General features: G+C 61.9%; 14 protein-coding genes. 9 read left to right on the top strand and 5 right to left on the bottom strand.

Annotated elements, in window-relative coordinates; translation table 11 throughout:
• Positions 1 to 21: 21 nt before the first annotated feature.
• The 4 genes from C5F70_RS20070 to gatC all read right to left on the bottom strand — a co-directional run bounded on the left by C5F70_RS20070 (position 22) and on the right by gatC (position 3,762).
• Positions 22 to 393, bottom strand: a complete 372-nt coding sequence (locus tag C5F70_RS20070) for a septal ring lytic transglycosylase RlpA family protein (RefSeq protein WP_104903942.1) — start codon at positions 391 to 393, stop codon at positions 22 to 24.
• Positions 394 to 550: 157 nt separating this feature from the next.
• The gene (gatB, locus tag C5F70_RS20065) at positions 551 to 1,996 is read right to left on the bottom strand and encodes an Asp-tRNA(Asn)/Glu-tRNA(Gln) amidotransferase subunit GatB (protein ID WP_017845406.1); all 1,446 of its coding nucleotides are present in this window, start codon (positions 1,994 to 1,996) and stop codon (positions 551 to 553) included.
• A 10-nt stretch (positions 1,997 to 2,006) separates the two neighbouring features.
• Positions 2,007 to 3,458 carry an Asp-tRNA(Asn)/Glu-tRNA(Gln) amidotransferase subunit GatA gene (gatA, locus tag C5F70_RS20060; protein ID WP_104903941.1) on the bottom strand — a complete coding sequence of 484 codons (1,452 nt, stop codon included), beginning with the start codon at positions 3,456 to 3,458 and terminating at the stop codon, positions 2,007 to 2,009.
• Positions 3,459 to 3,474: 16 nt separating this feature from the next.
• Positions 3,475 to 3,762 carry an Asp-tRNA(Asn)/Glu-tRNA(Gln) amidotransferase subunit GatC gene (gatC, locus tag C5F70_RS20055; protein WP_017845404.1) on the bottom strand — a complete coding sequence of 96 codons (288 nt, stop codon included), beginning with the start codon at positions 3,760 to 3,762 and terminating at the stop codon, positions 3,475 to 3,477.
• Between the two features lie 210 nt (positions 3,763 to 3,972).
• Here gatC and mreB point away from each other — a divergent pair, with 210 nt between their 5' ends.
• The 8 genes from mreB to tldD all read left to right on the top strand — a co-directional run bounded on the left by mreB (position 3,973) and on the right by tldD (position 15,159).
• A complete protein-coding gene (gene mreB, locus C5F70_RS20050; RefSeq protein WP_002555108.1) occupies positions 3,973 to 5,010 on the top strand; it encodes a rod shape-determining protein MreB in 1,038 nt (345 codons plus the stop codon).
• Between the two features lie 170 nt (positions 5,011 to 5,180).
• A complete protein-coding gene (mreC, locus tag C5F70_RS20045; RefSeq protein WP_046484655.1) occupies positions 5,181 to 6,248 on the top strand; it encodes a rod shape-determining protein MreC in 1,068 nt (355 codons plus the stop codon).
• On the top strand, positions 6,248 to 6,736 hold the full coding sequence (gene mreD / locus C5F70_RS20040; protein ID WP_026139904.1) for a rod shape-determining protein MreD: 489 nt from the start codon (positions 6,248 to 6,250) through the stop codon (positions 6,734 to 6,736). The genes mreC and mreD overlap by 1 nt, the downstream gene beginning before the upstream one ends.
• A 51-nt stretch (positions 6,737 to 6,787) precedes the next feature.
• Complete coding sequence (locus C5F70_RS20035) at positions 6,788 to 7,384, top strand: nucleoside triphosphate pyrophosphatase (RefSeq protein ID WP_104903940.1); 597 nt, start codon at positions 6,788 to 6,790, stop codon at positions 7,382 to 7,384.
• Between the two features lie 70 nt (positions 7,385 to 7,454).
• The gene (gene rng / locus C5F70_RS20030) at positions 7,455 to 8,912 is read left to right on the top strand and encodes a ribonuclease G (RefSeq protein WP_010567681.1); all 1,458 of its coding nucleotides are present in this window, start codon (positions 7,455 to 7,457) and stop codon (positions 8,910 to 8,912) included.
• A 75-nt stretch (positions 8,913 to 8,987) separates the two neighbouring features.
• Entirely contained in the window at positions 8,988 to 12,803 is a 3,816-nt protein-coding gene (locus C5F70_RS20025) for a YhdP family protein (protein WP_104903939.1), read from the top strand.
• A gap of 48 nt (positions 12,804 to 12,851) precedes the next feature.
• Positions 12,852 to 13,700: a carbon-nitrogen hydrolase family protein gene (locus C5F70_RS20020; RefSeq protein WP_046484651.1), complete on the top strand. Its 849-nt coding sequence runs from the start codon at positions 12,852 to 12,854 to the stop codon at positions 13,698 to 13,700.
• A gap of 16 nt (positions 13,701 to 13,716) precedes the next feature.
• The gene (tldD, locus tag C5F70_RS20015) at positions 13,717 to 15,159 is read left to right on the top strand and encodes a metalloprotease TldD (RefSeq protein WP_046384681.1); all 1,443 of its coding nucleotides are present in this window, start codon (positions 13,717 to 13,719) and stop codon (positions 15,157 to 15,159) included.
• Between the two features lie 45 nt (positions 15,160 to 15,204).
• Here the strand turns inward: tldD and yjgA are convergent, their stop codons facing one another.
• The gene (gene yjgA / locus C5F70_RS20010; protein ID WP_010567685.1) at positions 15,205 to 15,726 is read right to left on the bottom strand and encodes a ribosome biogenesis factor YjgA; all 522 of its coding nucleotides are present in this window, start codon (positions 15,724 to 15,726) and stop codon (positions 15,205 to 15,207) included.
• Between the two features lie 108 nt (positions 15,727 to 15,834).
• Here yjgA and pmbA point away from each other — a divergent pair, with 108 nt between their 5' ends.
• A complete protein-coding gene (gene pmbA / locus C5F70_RS20005) occupies positions 15,835 to 17,181 on the top strand; it encodes a metalloprotease PmbA (protein WP_017845992.1) in 1,347 nt (448 codons plus the stop codon).
• Positions 17,182 to 17,275 lie beyond the last annotated feature (94 nt).

Raw genomic sequence — 17,275 nt, 5'->3', positions numbered from 1 at the left:
AAAATGGCCAGGGCTCCGTCGTCAATTGCTCAGGGCTTGCACACGAACCCGTGCGGTGCCGCTGCTCAGCATGCCCAGTTGCGCGGCGGCCTGGCGCGACAGATCGATCAGCCGCCCACGGGTGTGCGGGCCGCGATCGTTGATGCGTACCACCACGGATTTGTCGGTATTGAGATTGGTCACCTTGACCTGCGTGCCGAAAGGCAGGCGCCGATGGGCGGCGGTCAGGGCGTTCTGGTTGAAAGGTTCACCGCTGGCGGTTTTTTTGCCATGGTGCTTGGCGCCATAGTAAGACGCGGTGCCGGTTTCGTCGTAGCCGTTGGGGTCGATGAGGCTGCTGGCGCAACCGGCCAGTAGTGAGAACATGGCTAAAAGGCCAAGTAAGCGCTTCATTCAAGGTATCCCCTTATCAAATGTGGGAGGGGGCTTGCTCCCGATAGTGGTGTGTCAGTCATTGATGTCTTGACTGAATCACCGCTATCGGGAGCAAGCCCCCTCCCACAGGAGGTCCGAGTCGAGCATGAAATCTCACTCGGCCCTTTCATCGCGATCAGCCTTCGAGCTTGCTTTTCAGCAGTTCGTTCACCTGTTGCGGGTTGGCCTTGCCCTTGGAGGCTTTCATGGCCTGGCCGACAAAGAAGCCGAACATCTTGCCGCGCTTGGCTTCGTCTGCCGCGCGGTACTGTTCGACCTGCTCCGCGTTGGCCGCGAGCATTTCATCGAGCACCGCCGAGATGGCGCCGCTGTCGGTGACTTGCTTGAGGCCGCGCTTCTCGATGATCTCGTCGCTGCTGCCCTCACCGCTGGCCATGGCTTCGAACACGGTCTTGGCGATTTTGCCGGAGATGGTGTTGTCTTTGATGCGCAGCAGCATGCCGCCCAACTGCTCGGCCGAGACCGGTGCTTCGTCGATTTCCAGGCCCTGTTTGTTCAGCAGGCTGCCCAATTCCACCATCACCCAGTTGGCCGCCAGCTTGGCGTCCCCGGCGATGCTCACGACTTTTTCAAAGTAGTCGGCTTGCTCACGGCTCGACGCCAGGACGCTGGCGTCGTAGACCGACAGGCCGAACTGCGCCTGGAAGCGCTCGCGTTTCTGCGGCGGCAATTCCGGCAGGGTGGCGCGCACGTCATTGAGGAACGAGTCCTCGATGACCACCGGCAACAGGTCCGGATCGGGGAAGTAACGGTAGTCGTTGGCTTCCTCTTTGCTGCGCATGGCGCGGGTTTCGTCTTTGTTCGGGTCGTACAGGCGGGTTTGCTGGATCACCTTGCCGCCGTCTTCGATCAGTTCGATCTGGCGACGCACTTCGGTGTTGATCGCCTTCTCGATGAAACGGAACGAGTTGACGTTCTTGATCTCGCAGCGGGTGCCGTACTCGACCTGGCCCTTTGGCCGGACCGACACGTTGCAGTCGCAGCGCAGCGAGCCTTCGGCCATGTTGCCGTCGCAGATGCCCAGGTAGCGCACCAGCGCGTGGATCGTCTTGACGTAGGCCACGGCTTCCTTGGCGCTGCGCATGTCTGGCTCGGACACGATCTCCAGCAACGGCGTGCCGGCGCGGTTCAGGTCGATGCCGGTGGCACCGTTGAACTCTTCATGCAGGCTCTTGCCGGCGTCTTCTTCCAGGTGCGCGCGGGTTACGCCGACACGCTTGATGGTGCCGTCTTCCAGCGGGATATCCAGGTAGCCTTTGCCGACAATCGGCAACTCCATCTGGCTGATCTGATAGCCCTTGGGCAGGTCCGGGTAGAAGTAGTTCTTGCGCGCGAACACGCTGTGCTGGCCGATCTCGGCGTCAATCGCCAGGCCGAACATCACCGCCATGCGTACCGCTTCCTGGTTCAGCACCGGCAACACACCGGGCATGCCCAGGTCTACCAGGCTCGCCTGGGTGTTGGGTTCTGCGCCGAACGTGGTGGCGCTACCGGAGAAAATCTTCGATTGGGTGGCGAGCTGGGTATGAATCTCCAGCCCGATCACGACTTCCCATTGCATAGTGTTCTCCTCAGAAGCCGGTAGGGGTGCGAGTGTGCCAGTCGGTGTTCAACTGGTACTGGTGCGCCACATTGAGCAGGCGGCCTTCCTGGAAATACGGGGCAAGCAATTGCACGCCGACCGGCAGGCCATCGACGAAACCGGCGGGCATGGACAAGCCCGGCAAGCCCGCGAGGTTGGCGGTGATGGTGTACAGGTCTTCCAGGTACTCGGCGATCGGGTCGCCGGTCTTGGCGCCGATCTTCCAGGCCGGGTTCGGCGTGGTTGGGCCGAGGATCACGTCGACTTCTTCGAACGCCGCCATGAAGTCGTTCTTGATCAGGCGACGGATTTTTTGCGCCTTGAGGTAGTACGCGTCGTAGTAACCGGCCGACAGGGCGTAGGCACCAACCATGATCCGACGCTGCACTTCGGCACCGAAGCCTTCGCCACGGGAACGTTTGTACAGGTCGTTGAGGTCTTTCGGGTTTTCGCAGCGGTAACCGAAACGCACGCCGTCGAACCGCGACAGGTTGGAAGACGCTTCGGCCGGCGCGATCACGTAGTACGCCGGAATAGCGTGCTGGTTGTTCGGCAGGCTGATTGGCTTGATCACGGCGCCGAGCTTTTCTAGCTCCTTGACGCTGTTGTGGACCAGTTCGGCGATACGCGGGTCGAGGCCGGCGCTGAAATATTCGTTCGGTACGCCGATGCGCAGGCCTTTGAGCGAGGTATTGAGGCTGGCGCTGTAGTCCGGCACCGGCTCGTCGACGCTGGTGGAGTCCTGTGCGTCGAAGCCTGCCATACCTTGTAACAATATTGCGCAGTCTTCGGCAGTGCGTGCCAGGGTACCGCCCTGATCAAGGCTGGAGGCATAGGCGATCATGCCCCAGCGGGACACGCGACCGTAGGTCGGCTTCAGCCCGGTGAGGTTGGTGAACGCGGCGGGCTGGCGGATCGAGCCGCCGGTGTCGGTGGCCGTGGCCGCCGGCAGGAAGCGCGCGGCAACCGCCGCCGCCGAACCACCGGACGAGCCGCCTGGCACGCAGTCCAGGTCCCACGGGTTTTTCACCGCGCCGTAGTAGCTCGACTCGTTGGCCGAGCCCATGGCGAATTCGTCCATGTTGGTCTTGCCCAGGGTCACGGCCCCGGCGGCGGCCAGCTTGGACACCACGGTGGCGTCGTAGGGCGCCTTGAAGTTGTCGAGCATCTTCGAGCCGCAGCTGGTGCGAATGCCCTGGGTGCAGAACAAGTCCTTGTGGGCGATCGGTGCGCCCAGCAGCGCGCCGTTCTCACCGTTGGCGCGACGTGCGTCGGCGGCCTTGGCCTGGCTCAAGGCCAGCTCCTCGGTGATGCTGATGAAGCTGTTGACCTTGGGGTCGAGCTCGGCGATACGCGCCAGCAAGGTCTTGGTCAGCTCTTCGGAAGAAAACTTTTTGTCGGCGAGACCGCGGGCGATCTCGGCCAGAGTCATGTGATGCATGAAAGGCTCTTTCCCTTTAGTCGATGACTTTCGGAACCAGATACAGGCCGTTTTCGACCGCTGGCGCGATGGACTGGTAGGCCTCGCGATGATTGACTTCGGTCACGACGTCTGCACGCAGGCGCTGGGTGGCTTCCAGCGGGTGAGCCAGGGGCTCGATGCCGTCGGTATTCACGGCCTGCATTTGGTCAACCAGCCCGAGAATGCTGTTCAGGGCTGCGGTGGTCTGTGGAAGATCGGCATCATTCAGGCCAAGCGAGGCCAGATGTGCGATTTTTTCCACGTCGGAGCGTTCAAGCGCCATGGGATTCTCCAGTGGAAAACAGAACGGAGGGCGTCCGTGTGTTAGATTGTCGGAACACTACCGCATTTCTACGGTCATATGGCCGCGATTGTGGGGGTTGGTGCGTAGAAAGTCGGCCAATTTAGCACATTGGCGCCTTGCCCAAAATCCCTGTCGTTGTTAGAGTTTGCCGCACTTTTTTACCCACGCGTTGCCTAGGGTCCTTTCCCCATGTTCAAGAAACTGCGTGGCATGTTTTCCAGCGATCTTTCCATTGACCTGGGCACTGCCAACACCCTTATTTACGTGCGCGAGCGCGGTATCGTCCTGAATGAGCCATCGGTTGTGGCTATTCGGACCCATGGTAATCAGAAAAGTGTCGTTGCCGTCGGCACCGAGGCCAAGCGCATGCTCGGCCGAACACCAGGCAATATCGCGGCCATTCGTCCGATGAAAGACGGCGTGATCGCCGACTTCAGTGTCTGCGAGAAGATGTTGCAGTACTTCATCAACAAGGTTCACGAAAACAGTTTTCTGCAGCCCAGCCCTCGTGTGCTGATCTGCGTACCGTGCAAGTCCACCCAGGTGGAGCGTCGTGCCATCCGTGAATCGGCCCTTGGTGCCGGTGCCCGTGAAGTGTTCCTGATCGAAGAGCCGATGGCTGCTGCGATCGGTGCCGGCCTGCCGGTTGAAGAAGCGCGCGGTTCGATGGTGGTGGATATCGGTGGTGGTACCACTGAAATCGCCCTGATTTCCCTGAACGGTGTGGTGTATGCCGAATCCGTCCGTGTGGGCGGCGACCGCTTCGACGAAGCGATCATCACTTATGTGCGTCGCAACTACGGCAGCCTGATCGGCGAATCCACTGCCGAGCGTATCAAGCAGGAAATCGGCACCGCTTATCCGGGTGGCGAAGTGCGCGAAGTCGATGTGCGCGGTCGCAACCTGGCCGAAGGCGTGCCACGTGCCTTCACCCTGAACTCCAATGAAGTGCTCGAGGCTTTGCAAGAGTCCCTGGCCACCATCGTTCAGGCGGTGAAGAGCGCGCTGGAGCAATCGCCGCCGGAGCTGGCTTCCGATATCGCCGAGCGTGGCCTGGTACTGACCGGTGGTGGCGCCTTGCTGCGCGACCTCGATAAGTTGCTGGCCCAGGAAACCGGCCTGCCGGTGATCGTCGCCGAAGACCCGCTGACCTGCGTCGCCCGTGGCGGTGGCCGTGCACTGGAAATGATGGATAAACACACCATGGACCTGCTCTCCAGCGAATAAGTGATTGCTGGTAAGCCCATGTTTCGCCCGCAGGCAGCACTTTGCAGTGCTGCCTGTTGGCGTTTATCTTCTTCAATCTGCATCCAGGCCGGTTAGATGCCGTATGAATAGAGAGAACATTTGCCTGGGAGGAGCGGCCTATTAAACCGCTTTTCGCCAAAGGCCCCTCATTGGGCGTGCGCTTATTGGTGCTGGTCGTGCTTTCGGTCGCGCTGATGGTGGTCGATGCTCGCTTTGCACTGCTCAAGCCTGTGCGTAGCCAGATGTCGCTGGTGTTGATGCAGACTTACTGGATCACCGACCTGCCGCAACGTCTCTACCAGGGCGTGGCCAGCCAATTCGGCAGCCGCACCGAGCTGGTCGCCGAGAACGAAAAACTCAAGACTGAAAACCTGCTGCTGCAGGGGCGCATGCAAAAGCTGGCGGCCCTCACCGAGCAGAACGTTCGGCTGCGCGAGTTGCTCAACTCCTCCGCTCTGGTCAACGAGAAGGTCGAAGTCGCCGAGTTGATCGGCATGGACCCCAACCCCTTTACCCATCGCATCATCATCAACAAGGGTGAGCGCGACGGAGTGGTCCTCGGCCAGCCGGTACTCGATGCCCGTGGCCTGATGGGGCAGGTGGTCGAGTTGATGCCCTACACATCGCGGGTATTGCTGCTGACAGACACCACCCACAGCATTCCGGTGCAGGTCAACCGCAACGGCCTGCGCGCGATTGCCAGCGGTACGGGTAACCCGGAGCGGCTGGAACTGCGTCATGTGGCCGACACCGCGGATATCAAGGAAGGCGACCTGCTGGTCAGTTCCGGCCTGGGTCAGCGCTTCCCGGCGGGTTATCCGGTGGCGACGGTCAAGGAAGTGATCCACGACTCCGGCCAGCCTTTCGCGATTGTCCGCGCCGTGCCGACGGCCGCGCTGAACCGCAGCCGCTACCTGTTGCTGGTCTTCAGCGACAACCGCACCCCGGAAGAGCGCGCCAACGACGCCGCTCAGGCCCAGGAAGCGGAAGACAAACGCAACGGCACCGCGCCGATCATCCCGGCGACCGTACCCAAACCCGCGTCAGCCACACCGCCTGCAACAGCGCCGGCGGTGACTGCGCCCGTGGCCACGCCAGCCAAGCCGGCCGCTCACAGCGCTCGCCCGGTGAAACCGGCGGCGACCAAACCGCCGGCCGCCGCGCCTGCGCCCGCGACGCCCGCCGCCCGGGCAACCACGCGGCAGAGGGAGGAATAATGGCCGGTACTCATTCGCACAATGGCTGGATCGTCTGGCTGACCTTTGCTCTCGGCTTGCTGCTCAGTGTTTCGCCGCTGCCGCAGTTCATGGAAATCCTGCGTCCGCTCTGGCTGGCCCTGCTGCTGGCATTCTGGTCGCTGAACCTGCCGCACCAAGTGGGCATGGTCACGGCAATGTTTCTGGGCTTGGCGGAAGATGTGCTCTATGGCACCTTGCTGGGGCAGAACGCGTTGATCCTGACCTTGATCACCTTCCTGGTGCTTTCATTGCAGCAGCGCCTTCGCATGTTCCCGATGTGGCAACAGTGCCTGGTGATCCTGGTGATCTTCGGCCTGGCGCAGTTGGTGCAGCTGTGGCTCAGTGCCTTGACCGGCAACCGACAGCCGACCTTGGCACTGGTGTTGCCGGCCCTGGTCAGCGCGTTGCTGTGGCCGTGGGTCAGTTTCGGTCTGCGCGGGTTATGTCGTCGCTATAAAATCAATTGAATGGATTGCGAGGCTCTGCCTGGTTATCGAACCCCACAGGGAGAGTCTGCAATGAATTCGCTTTATCTGGCCTCGGGCTCCCCAAGGCGGCGTGAACTGCTGACCCAGATCGGTGTGCCGTTCACCGTGGTCAGCGCCGCGATTGATGAAACGCCTCTTACTAACGAATCTCCTGTTTCCTACGTCGAGCGTCTGGCGCGCGCCAAGGCCGCGGCGGGTTTCGCTGCACTCGGGGAAACCTCCGGGGCCTGTGTGCTGGGCGCCGACACGGCGGTGATCGTCGACGGCCAGATCCTTGGCAAACCGCTGGATCAGGCCGACGGCCTGGCCATGTTGCTGGCGCTGGCAGGGCGTGAACATGAAGTGCTGACGGCCGTTGCTCTCACGGACGGTCAGCGCTGTGACATCCGATGTGTAAGCAGTCGCGTACTTTTTCGTGGGATTTCTGTCGAGGAGGCTACAAGCTACTGGCACAGTGGCGAACCTCAGGACAAGGCCGGGGGTTATGCTATCCAGGGGCTGGGCTCGGTGTTCGTGGCCGGGCTCAATGGCAGTTATTCCGCCGTGGTCGGCTTGCCGGTGTGCGAAACCGCGCAGTTGCTTGGCCAATTCGGCATACCCTGTTGGCAAAACCTTACCGCGCGCTGAACGCCGTACACCAGCGCCCAGCCTTAAGCGATCGGCCACTATTGTGAAAACGCCTGAACGAGACCCAGCCATGAGTGAAGAGATTCTGATCAATATCACGCCGATGGAATCGCGCGTGGCGGTGGTAGAGAACGGTGTTCTGCAGGAAGTTCACGTCGAGCGCACCCAGAAGCGCGGGATCGTCGGCAACATCTATAAAGGCAAGGTCGTGCGCGTATTGCCCGGCATGCAGGCCGCCTTCGTCGATATCGGCCTGGACCGCGCCGCGTTTATCCATGCCTCGGAAATTTCCCTGCGTGAAGGCCCGGCGGTGGAAAGCATCAGCGCCCTGGTGCATGAAGGGCAGAGCCTGGTGGTGCAAGTCACCAAGGACCCCATTGGCTCCAAAGGTGCGCGGCTGACCACGCAACTGTCGATTCCTTCGCGCTACCTGGTGTACATGCCGCGCACTGCCCATGTCGGCATTTCCCTGAAGATTGAAGACGAAGCCGAGCGCGAGCGTCTGAAAAAAGTGGTCAGCGACTGCGTTGCCGCCGAGGGCATCAAGGAAGCGGGTGGGTTTATCCTGCGCACCGCCGCCGAAGGCGCCGGTGCCGATGAAATCCTCATGGATATCCGCTATCTGCGGCGCCTGTGGGACCAGATCGGCGCACAGATCAAGACCGTCGGCGCCCCCAGCGTGATCTATGAAGACCTGGGCCTGGCCCTGCGCACCTTGCGTGACCTGGTCAGCCCCAAGATCGAGAAAATTCGCATCGACTCGCGGGAAACCTTCCAGCGCACCACGCAATTTGTTGCCGAACTGATGCCGGAAATTGCTGACCGCCTGGAGCATTACCCTGGCGAGCGGCCGATCTTTGACCTGTATGGCGTCGAAGACGAAATCCAGAAAGCCCTCGAACGCAAAGTGCCGCTCAAGTCCGGTGGCTACCTGGTGGTGGACCCGGCCGAAGCCATGACCACCATCGACGTCAACACCGGTGCGTTCGTGGGGCACCGCAACCTTGAAGAGACCATCTTCAAGACCAACCTCGAAGCGGCCACTGCGATTGCCCGCCAATTGCGCCTGCGCAACCTGGGCGGGATCATCATCATCGACTTCATCGACATGGAAGATGAAGAACACCAGCGTCAGGTGCTGCGCACCCTCGAGAAGCAGCTGGAACGTGATCACGCCAAGACCAACATCATCGGCATCACCGAGCTGGGCCTGGTGCAGATGACCCGCAAGCGCACCCGCGAAAGTCTCGAGCAAGTGCTGTGCGAGCCGTGCAGCAGTTGCCAGGGGCGCGGTAAATTGAAGACCCCTGAAACGGTTTGCTACGAGATTTTCCGGGAAATCCTACGAGAGGCACGAGCCTACCAGGCTGAAGGTTATAGAGTGCTTGCCAACCAGAAAGTGGTCGACCGCTTGCTGGATGAAGAGTCCGGTAACGTGGCTGAACTGGAAGGTTTTATCGGGCGCACCATTCGTTTTCAGGTCGAAACCATGTACTCCCAGGAACAATACGACGTGGTGCTGCTCTGATTTTCATTCATTGGCTTTCCCTGAACCCGACAGACCTGGATCTGCGGTCCGACTACTGCCTGAGGGTCGCTTGACATGGAGCGTCTGACACGCTTTTTTGCCGCTTTGACCCGCTGGGGCCTGGGCCTGTGCGCCCTGCTGCTGGTATTGGCGGCGCTGTACGTGAGCCTGGGGCGTGAATTGACCCCGCTGGTCGCCGAATACCGCGCAGAAATCGAAGCCAAGGCCCAGGCCGCGGTGGATATGCCGCTGCAGATCGGTCGCCTTGAAGGCCGCTGGAGCGGTTTCGCCCCTGTGTTGCTGGCCCATGACGTGATGGTGGGCGAGGGCAGCAATGCCTTGCGCCTGGACCAGGTGCAGGTGGTGCCGGACATCTGGGCCAGCCTGATGGCGCGCGACGTGCGTATTGCCCACCTGGAAGTCAGCGGCCTGCAACTGAGCGCCAGGGAAGACAAGGATGGCCACTGGGCGCTGCAAGGCCTGCCGGTGCAGGACGACCAGCCGCTGGACCCGGAACAGTTGCTCAAGCGCATGCAGAGCGTCCAGCGCGTGTCGTTGCTGGATAGCCAGGTCACGTTGCAGCCGTTCGACCAGGCGCCGCTGACCTTCACGTATGTGGGCCTGAGCTTGCAAACGGGCGCGACCCGCCAACGCCTGGACGCCCGCCTGACCCTGCCGGATGGCCAACCCCTGGCCCTGAGCCTGCGCACGCAGATCCGCGCCAGTGCCTGGAAAGACGCTGAGGTCCAGGCCTACCTGAGCCTGCCCCAGAGCGATTGGGCCAAATGGGTCCCGGCCAGGTTGACCCAGCAGTGGAAACTCACGCAGTTCAAGGCTGGCGGTGAATTCTGGCTGACCTGGGCCAAAGGCACCGTGCAAAGCGCGGTGGTGCGCCTCAACTCGCCGCAAGTGAAGGGCAGCTACGCCGACCGCAAGCCGGTCCACATTGAAAACCTCGCCCTGACCGCCTACCTGCAACGCAGTGAGAGCGGCCTCAAGGTGCTGTTCGATTCGTTGGCGATGAACATCGGCGATAGCCGTTGGGAATCGCGTCTGCAATTGCAGCAACGCCTGGCCACCGACAAGGCGCAGGAAGTCTGGAACCTGCAGGCCGATCGCCTCGACCTGACCCCGATCACCCCGTTGCTCAATGCCTTGGCGCCGTTGCCGGAAGGCTTCGCCAAGACGATCGAACACCTCAAGGCCACCGGTCTGCTGCGCAATGTGCTGGTGGATTTTCGTCCGCAGGACACGACCGATCAGAAAGTCAGCTTTGCCGCCAACCTCGAGCGGGTGGGCTTCGACGCCTACTTCGGCGCTCCTGCCGCACGTAACGTTTCCGGCAGCATCAGCGGCGACCTGGGGCAGGGCGAGCTGCGCATGGACAGCAAGGACTTTTCCCTGCACCTCGACCCGATCTTCGCCAAGCCCTGGCAGTACATCCAGGCCAATGCGCGCCTGACCTGGAAGCTCGATCAGCAAGGTTTCACCCTGATCGCGCCGTATATCAAGGTGCTGGGCGAGGAAGGCAAGGTCGCCGCCGACTTCCTGATTCGCCTGCATTTCGACAATAGCCAGGAAGACTACATGGACCTGCGGGTCGGCATGGTCGATGGCGATGGACGTTTCACGCCTAAATACCTGCCGGCGGTGCTGAGCCCGGCGCTGGATGAATGGCTGCGTACCGCGATTCTCAAAGGCGCGGTCGATGAAGGCTTCTTTCAGTACCAAGGCTCGCTGAATCACGGTGCGTTGCCGGCTTCGCGCAATATCAGCCTGTTTTTCAAGGTGCATGACGCTGAGTTGGCGTTCCAGCCGGGTTGGCCCCATGTGAGCAAGGTCAACGGCGAAGTGTTTGTCGAGGAGAGCGGTGTCCGCATCCTGGCCAGCAAGGGCCAACTGCTCGATACCGGCGTCAAGGACATCTACGTCAATATCCCCCACGCGCCCGCGGGCAAGGACAGCCACTTACTGCTCACCGGTGAGTTTGCCGGCGGCCTGGGTGATGGCCTGAAAATCCTCCAGGAAGCGCCGATAGGCACCGCTTCGACCTTTGCCGGTTGGAAAGGCGAGGGCGATCTACAGGGCAAGCTGGACCTGGATATCCCGCTGGCCAAGGGCACCGAACCGAAGATCGTGGTGGATTTCCAGACCGACAAGGCGCGCCTGCAATTGGCTGAGCCGCCTCTGGACCTGAGCCAGCTCAAGGGGGATTTCCGCTTCGACAGCGCCAAGGGCCTGAGTGGGCAGAACATCACGGCGCAAGCCTTCGATCGGCCGATCACCGCGCAGATCTTCGCGGATGGCAAGCCGGGCAGTATCAGCACCCGCGTTACCGCCAAAGGCCAGGTCACGGTCAAGCGTCTGACGGACTGGTTGAAAATCAGCCAGCCGCTGCCGGTGTCCGGTGATATTCCGTACCAGTTGCAGCTCAATCTGGACGGTGCCGACAGCCAGTTGAGGGTCAGCTCCAACCTCAAAGGCGTGGCAGTGGACCTGCCGGCGCCGTTCGGCATGGCGGCCAGCCAGGGCCGTGACAGCGTGTTCCGCATGACCTTGCAGGGCGCCGAGCGCCGCTACTGGTTCGATTACGGCGACCTGGCGAACTTCACCTTTGCTGCGCCGCCGGATAAATTCAGCGACGGCCGCGGCGAGTTGTTTCTCGGCGATGGCGATGCGCTGCTGCCCGGTGGCAAGGGCCTGCGCATTCGCGGTGTGCTGTCGGAACTGGATATCGATCCGTGGAAGAAACTCATCGATCACTACGCGGGCAACGACCCGGGAGGCAGCGCGAAACAGCTGTTGAGCGGCGCCGACTTCAAGGTGGGCAAGTTGACTGGTTTTGGGCAGCAGTTCGACCAGGTCAACCTCCAGCTTGACCGTAAACCCTCGGCATGGGGCCTGCAGTTCGACAGCCAGCAGGCCAAGGGCACGGTCAACCTGTCGGACGCCAAGGGCGCACCCATCGCGGTCAACCTGCAGTACGTGAAACTGCCGGCGGTGGACCCGACGGTACAGGCGGATGAAAATGCGCCGGACCCATTGGCCGACATCGATCCCAAGGATATTCCAGCGCTGGACATCAGCATTGATCAACTGTTCCAGGGGCCGGACCTGATCGGCGCGTGGTCGCTGAAGATCCGACCGACCGCCAAGGGCCTGGCCTTCAACAACCTGGACCTGGGCCTCAAGGGCATGCTGCTCAAGGGCGCTGGTGGTTGGGAAGGCGCGCCGGGCGACAGCAGCAGTTGGTACAAAGGGCGCCTGGATGGCAAGAACATCGCCGATGTCCTCAAGGGCTGGGGCTTTGCGCCTACCGTGACCAGTGAAGATTTCCACCTGGACGTGGACGGTCGTTGGCCGGGCTCCCCCGCCTGGGTCGGGCCCAAGCGTTTTTCCGGCAGCCTGGATGCAACATTCCGCAAAGGCCAGTTCGTTGAAGTGGAAGGTGGCGCCCAGGCGCTGCGGGTGTTCGGCCTGCTTAACTTCAATTCCATCGGCCGTCGGTTGCGCCTGGACTTCTCCGACCTGCTCGGCAAAGGCTTGAGTTATGACCGGGTCAAAGGCTTGCTCGCGGCCAGCAACGGGGTGTTTGTGACCCGCGAGCCGATCACCCTGACGGGGCCGTCGAGCAACCTGGAGCTTAATGGCACCCTGGACTTGGTGGCTGATCGCGTGGATGCCAAGCTGCTGGTGACATTGCCGGTGACCAACAACCTGCCGATCGCCGCGCTGATTGTCGGCGCGCCGGCCATTGGTGGCGCGCTGTTCCTGATCGACAAGCTGATCGGCGACCGGGTTTCGCGGTTTGCCAGCGTGCAGTACAAAGTCGAAGGACCATGGAAAGACCCGAAAATCAGCTTCGACAAGCCATTTGAAAAACCAAACTGAGAGCCTGTGGAGTAGCATGGCTGCATGCCATTTATGGAGTGTCGGCCCATGTCCTTTGCGGTAATTCAAATGGTCAGCCAGAGCGATGTGCTGGCCAACCTGGCCCAGGCCCGGCGCCTGCTGGAGCAAGCGGCGGCAAAGGGTGCGCGGCTGGCGGTGCTGCCGGAAAACTTCGCCGCCATGGGCCGCCGCGATGTGGCTGACATCGGCCGCGCCGAGGCGTTGGGTGAAGGACCGATCCTGCCATGGTTGAAACAGACCGCCCGCGACCTCACCTTATGGATAGTGGCTGGCACTTTGCCGCTGCCGCCCAAGGATCAACCGAACGCCAAGGCCAACGCCTGCTCGTTGCTGATCGATGAGCATGGCGAGATCGTCGCCCGCTACGACAAGCTGCATTTGTTCGATGTCGACGTGGCGGACGCGCGCGGTCGCTATCGTGAATCCGATGACTATGCTTTCGGGAGCAACGTTGTGGTGGCGGATACGCCGGTCGGCCGCTTGGGCCTGACGGTGTGTTACGACCTGCGCTTCCCGGAGTTGTACGGCGAGTTGCGCGCGGCGGGGGCTGAACTGATTACCGCGCCCTCGGCCTTCACCGCGGTCACCGGTGCCGCCCATTGGGATGTGCTGATTCGCGCGCGGGCCATCGAGACCCAGTGTTATCTGCTGGCGGCCGCCCAGGGCGGGGTGCATCCGGGGCCACGGGAGACTTATGGCCACGCGGCGATTGTCGACCCCTGGGGGCGCGTACTGACGCAACAGGATCAAGGCGAAGCGGTGTTGCTGGCCGAACGCGACAGCAGTGAACAGGCGTCGATACGGGCGCGCATGCCGGTGGTCAACCACCGGCGCTTTTTCTCGCAGGGCGCGCAGCGGCCTGCTTCAGAACGATGAATTTAAGGCCAAACCTATGAGCGAGTTGTTGTCCTCAGTCAGCGAACACCTCCTGGCACCCGGTGGCGTGACCATCGAAAGCCTGCAAACCGTGCTGGGCGATCTGGCCGGGCCGGGCATCGACGCGGCCGACCTGTATTTCCAGGGGCAGATTTCCGAGTCGTGGGCTTTGGAAGACGGGATCGTCAAGGAAGGCAGTTTCAACCTCGACCAGGGTGTCGGCGTGCGCGCGCAATCCGGTGAGAAAACCGGTTTCGCCTACAGCAACGCGATTACCCTGGAAGCCTTGGGCCTGGCCGCCCGGGCTGCCCGTTCGATTTCCCGCGCCGGCCAGAACGGTACGGTGCAGGCATTCAGCACCCAGGATGTGGCCCAGTTGTACGCGCCGGATAACCCCCTGGAAGTGATCAGCCGCGCAGAAAAAGTCGATCTGCTCAAGCGTATCGATGCCGCGACCCGCGCCCTCGACCCGCGTATCCAGCAAGTCACGGTGAGCATGGCCGGGGTGTGGGAACGCATCCTGGTGGCGTCCACCGACGGCGGCCTGGCGGCGGATGTGCGGCCGCTGGTGCGTTTCAACGTCAGCGTGATCGTCGAACAGAACGGCCGCCGCGAGCGCGGTGGGCACGGCGGCGGCGGGCGTACCGACTACCGTTATTTCCTCGCCGAGGACCGCGCCATGGGCTATGCCCGTGAAGCGCTGCGCCAGGCGCTGGTCAACCTGGAAGCCATCCCCGCACCGGCCGGCACCTTGCCGGTGGTATTGGGCTCGGGCTGGTCTGGCGTACTGCTCCACGAAGCCGTGGGCCATGGCCTGGAAGGCGACTTCAACCGCAAGGGCAGTTCGGCCTACAGCGGGCGCATGGGCGAGATGGTCGCCTCCAAGCTGTGTACCATTGTCGATGACGGCACCCTGGCCGGTCGCCGTGGCTCGTTGAACATCGATGACGAAGGCACGCCGACCGAATGCACCACGCTGATCGAAAACGGCGTGCTCAAGGGTTACATGCAAGACAAGCTCAACGCCCGCCTGATGGGCGTGGCGCGTACCGGTAACGGCCGTCGCGAATCCTACGCGCACCTGCCGATGCCGCGGATGACCAACACTTACATGCTCGCTGGCGAAAGTGACCCGGCGGAAATCATCGCCTCGGTCAAACGCGGGATCTACTGCGCCAACCTCGGCGGCGGCCAGGTGGACATCACCAGCGGCAAGTTCGTGTTCTCCACCAGCGAGGCGTACCTGATCGAAGACGGCAAGATTACCGTGCCGGTCAAAGGCGCGACGTTGATTGGCAACGGGCCGGAAGCGATGAGCAAGGTGTCGATGGTCGGTAACGACCTGGCACTGGACAGCGGCGTGGGTACGTGCGGCAAGGATGGGCAGTCGGTGCCGGTGGGCGTGGGTCAGCCAACCTTGAAAATTGACGCGATCACCGTGGGTGGCACGGGGTCGTAAGAGCGGGAGCTTCGGGTGGCGAAGACCGCCACCCGGGGAAGAGGATCAACGCAGGCCGCGTTGAGTCTCGTCCAGCTCACGGATGTACTTGAAGATTTTACGGCTGGTGGCCGGCGCCTTGTTTTGCGCCAGTTCGTGCTGGGCCTGACGGATCAGGGAGCGCAGTTGCTGGCGGTCCGCGTCCGGGTAGTCCAGTACGAATTTCTCCAGCACCGCGTCATCGCCCGAGATCAGGCGGTCACGCCAACGTTCCAGGTTGTGGAAGCGTTCGTTGTACTGGCGAGTGGAGGCATCGAGTTGATCGAGCAGGGTCAGAATCGCGTCAGTGTCCTGATCGCGCATCAGCTTGCCGATAAACATGATGTGCCGTTTACGCGCGATATTCGCGGTGTGCTTGGGTGCATCCGCCAGAGCCCGGCGCATTTCGTCGGTCAGAGGCAGTTTTGCAATCAAGTCCGGCTTGAGCGTTGTAAGGCGCTCGCCGAGGTCAACCAGAGCATGCAGCTCGCGTTTGACCTGGGTTTTGCTTTTCTCCCCATCGAGGGAGTCGTCGTAAGAATCAACCATGGTGGCAGTCCGCAAAGAAACGCCGCCATGATAACCAGTCGGGGGCCGCTTGTCCGGCCCGGTCGCTCGATGGCCTTAACCGAAAGCAGAATTTGAGTGGAGAAAACCATGAGTGCAGCCCAAAGCGTCGGTCCGCAAGCGTTACCGGCACTGCAGGAACAAGTCGAGCAGATCCTTGCCGAGGCCAAGCGCCAGGGGGCCAGTGCCTGCGAGGTGGCTGTGTCCCTGGAGCAGGGGCTGTCGACGTCGGTACGTCAGCGGGAAGTCGAAACCGTCGAATTCAACCGCGACCAGGGGTTTGGCATCACCTTGTACGTCGGCCAGCGCAAAGGCTCGGCCAGCACCTCGGCGAGTGGGCCGGAAGCGATTCGCGAGACGGTGGCCGCCGCATTGGCGATTGCCAAGCACACGTCCGAGGATGAAAGCTCGGGCCTGGCCGACAAGGCGTTGATGGCCAAGGATCTGCAGGATTTCGACCTGTTCCATGCCTGGGACATCACCCCGGAACAAGCCATCGAACAAGCGCTGACCTGCGAAGCGGCGGCGTTCGATGCCGACCCTCGGATCAAGAATGCCGACGGCACCACCTTGAGCACCCACCAGGGCTGCCGCGTGTACGGCAACAGCCATGGTTTTATCGGCGGTTATGCGTCGACGCGTCACAGCCTGAGTTGCGTGATGATCGCCGAAGCCAACGGCCAGATGCAGCGCGATTACTGGTACGACGTGAACCGTCAGGGCGAGTTGCTGGCCGACCCGGTCAGCATTGGCCGGCGTGCCGCGCAACGTGCCGCGAGCCGCCTGGGCGCCCGCCCGGTGCCGACCTGTGAAGTGCCGGTGCTGTTTTCGGCGGAACTGGCCGGCGGTCTGTTCGGCAGTTTCCTGGGGGCGATTTCCGGCGGCAACCTGTACCGCAAATCGTCGTTCCTCGAAGGTGCGATTGGCCAGAAGCTGTTTCCGCAGTGGCTGACCATCGACGAGCGTCCACACCTGATGCGGGCCATGGGCAGTTCGTCGTTCGACGGCGATGGCCTGGCGACCTATGCCAAGCCGTTCGTCGAAAACGGTGAGTTGGTCTCCTACGTGCTGGGCACGTATGCCGGGCGCAAACTGGGCCTGCCGAGCACCGCGAACGCTGGTGGCGTGCATAACCTGTTCGTGACCCACGGCGAGGAAGACCAGGCGGCGCTGTTGCGACGCATGGGGCGTGGCCTGCTGGTGACTGAATTGATGGGCCAGGGCTTGAACATGGTCACCGGTGATTATTCCCGTGGCGCGGCGGGTTTCTGGGTAGAAAACGGTGAGATTCAGTTTGCTGTCCAGGAAGTGACCATCGCCGGCAATATGCGCGACATGTTCAAGCAGATCGTTGCCGTGGGTAACGACCTGGAGCTGCGCAGCAATATCCGTACAGGTTCGGTCCTGATCGAGCGGATGACGGTCGCCGGTAGTTAATCCTTCCGACGCTTCACCAAAAGGCGCGCCATCTGCAGGATGGCGCGCCTTTTTTTGTGGCTGCATTCCAGGTTGATTGGCTTGTCACTCTTGT

Source organism: Pseudomonas sp. LH1G9 (genome assembly GCF_002949975.1).
Lineage (GTDB): Bacteria > Pseudomonadota > Gammaproteobacteria > Pseudomonadales > Pseudomonadaceae > Aquipseudomonas > Aquipseudomonas veronii.
Note: the sequence above shows the minus strand (reverse complement) of the source record. Positions and strands in the feature narration are given on the sequence as shown.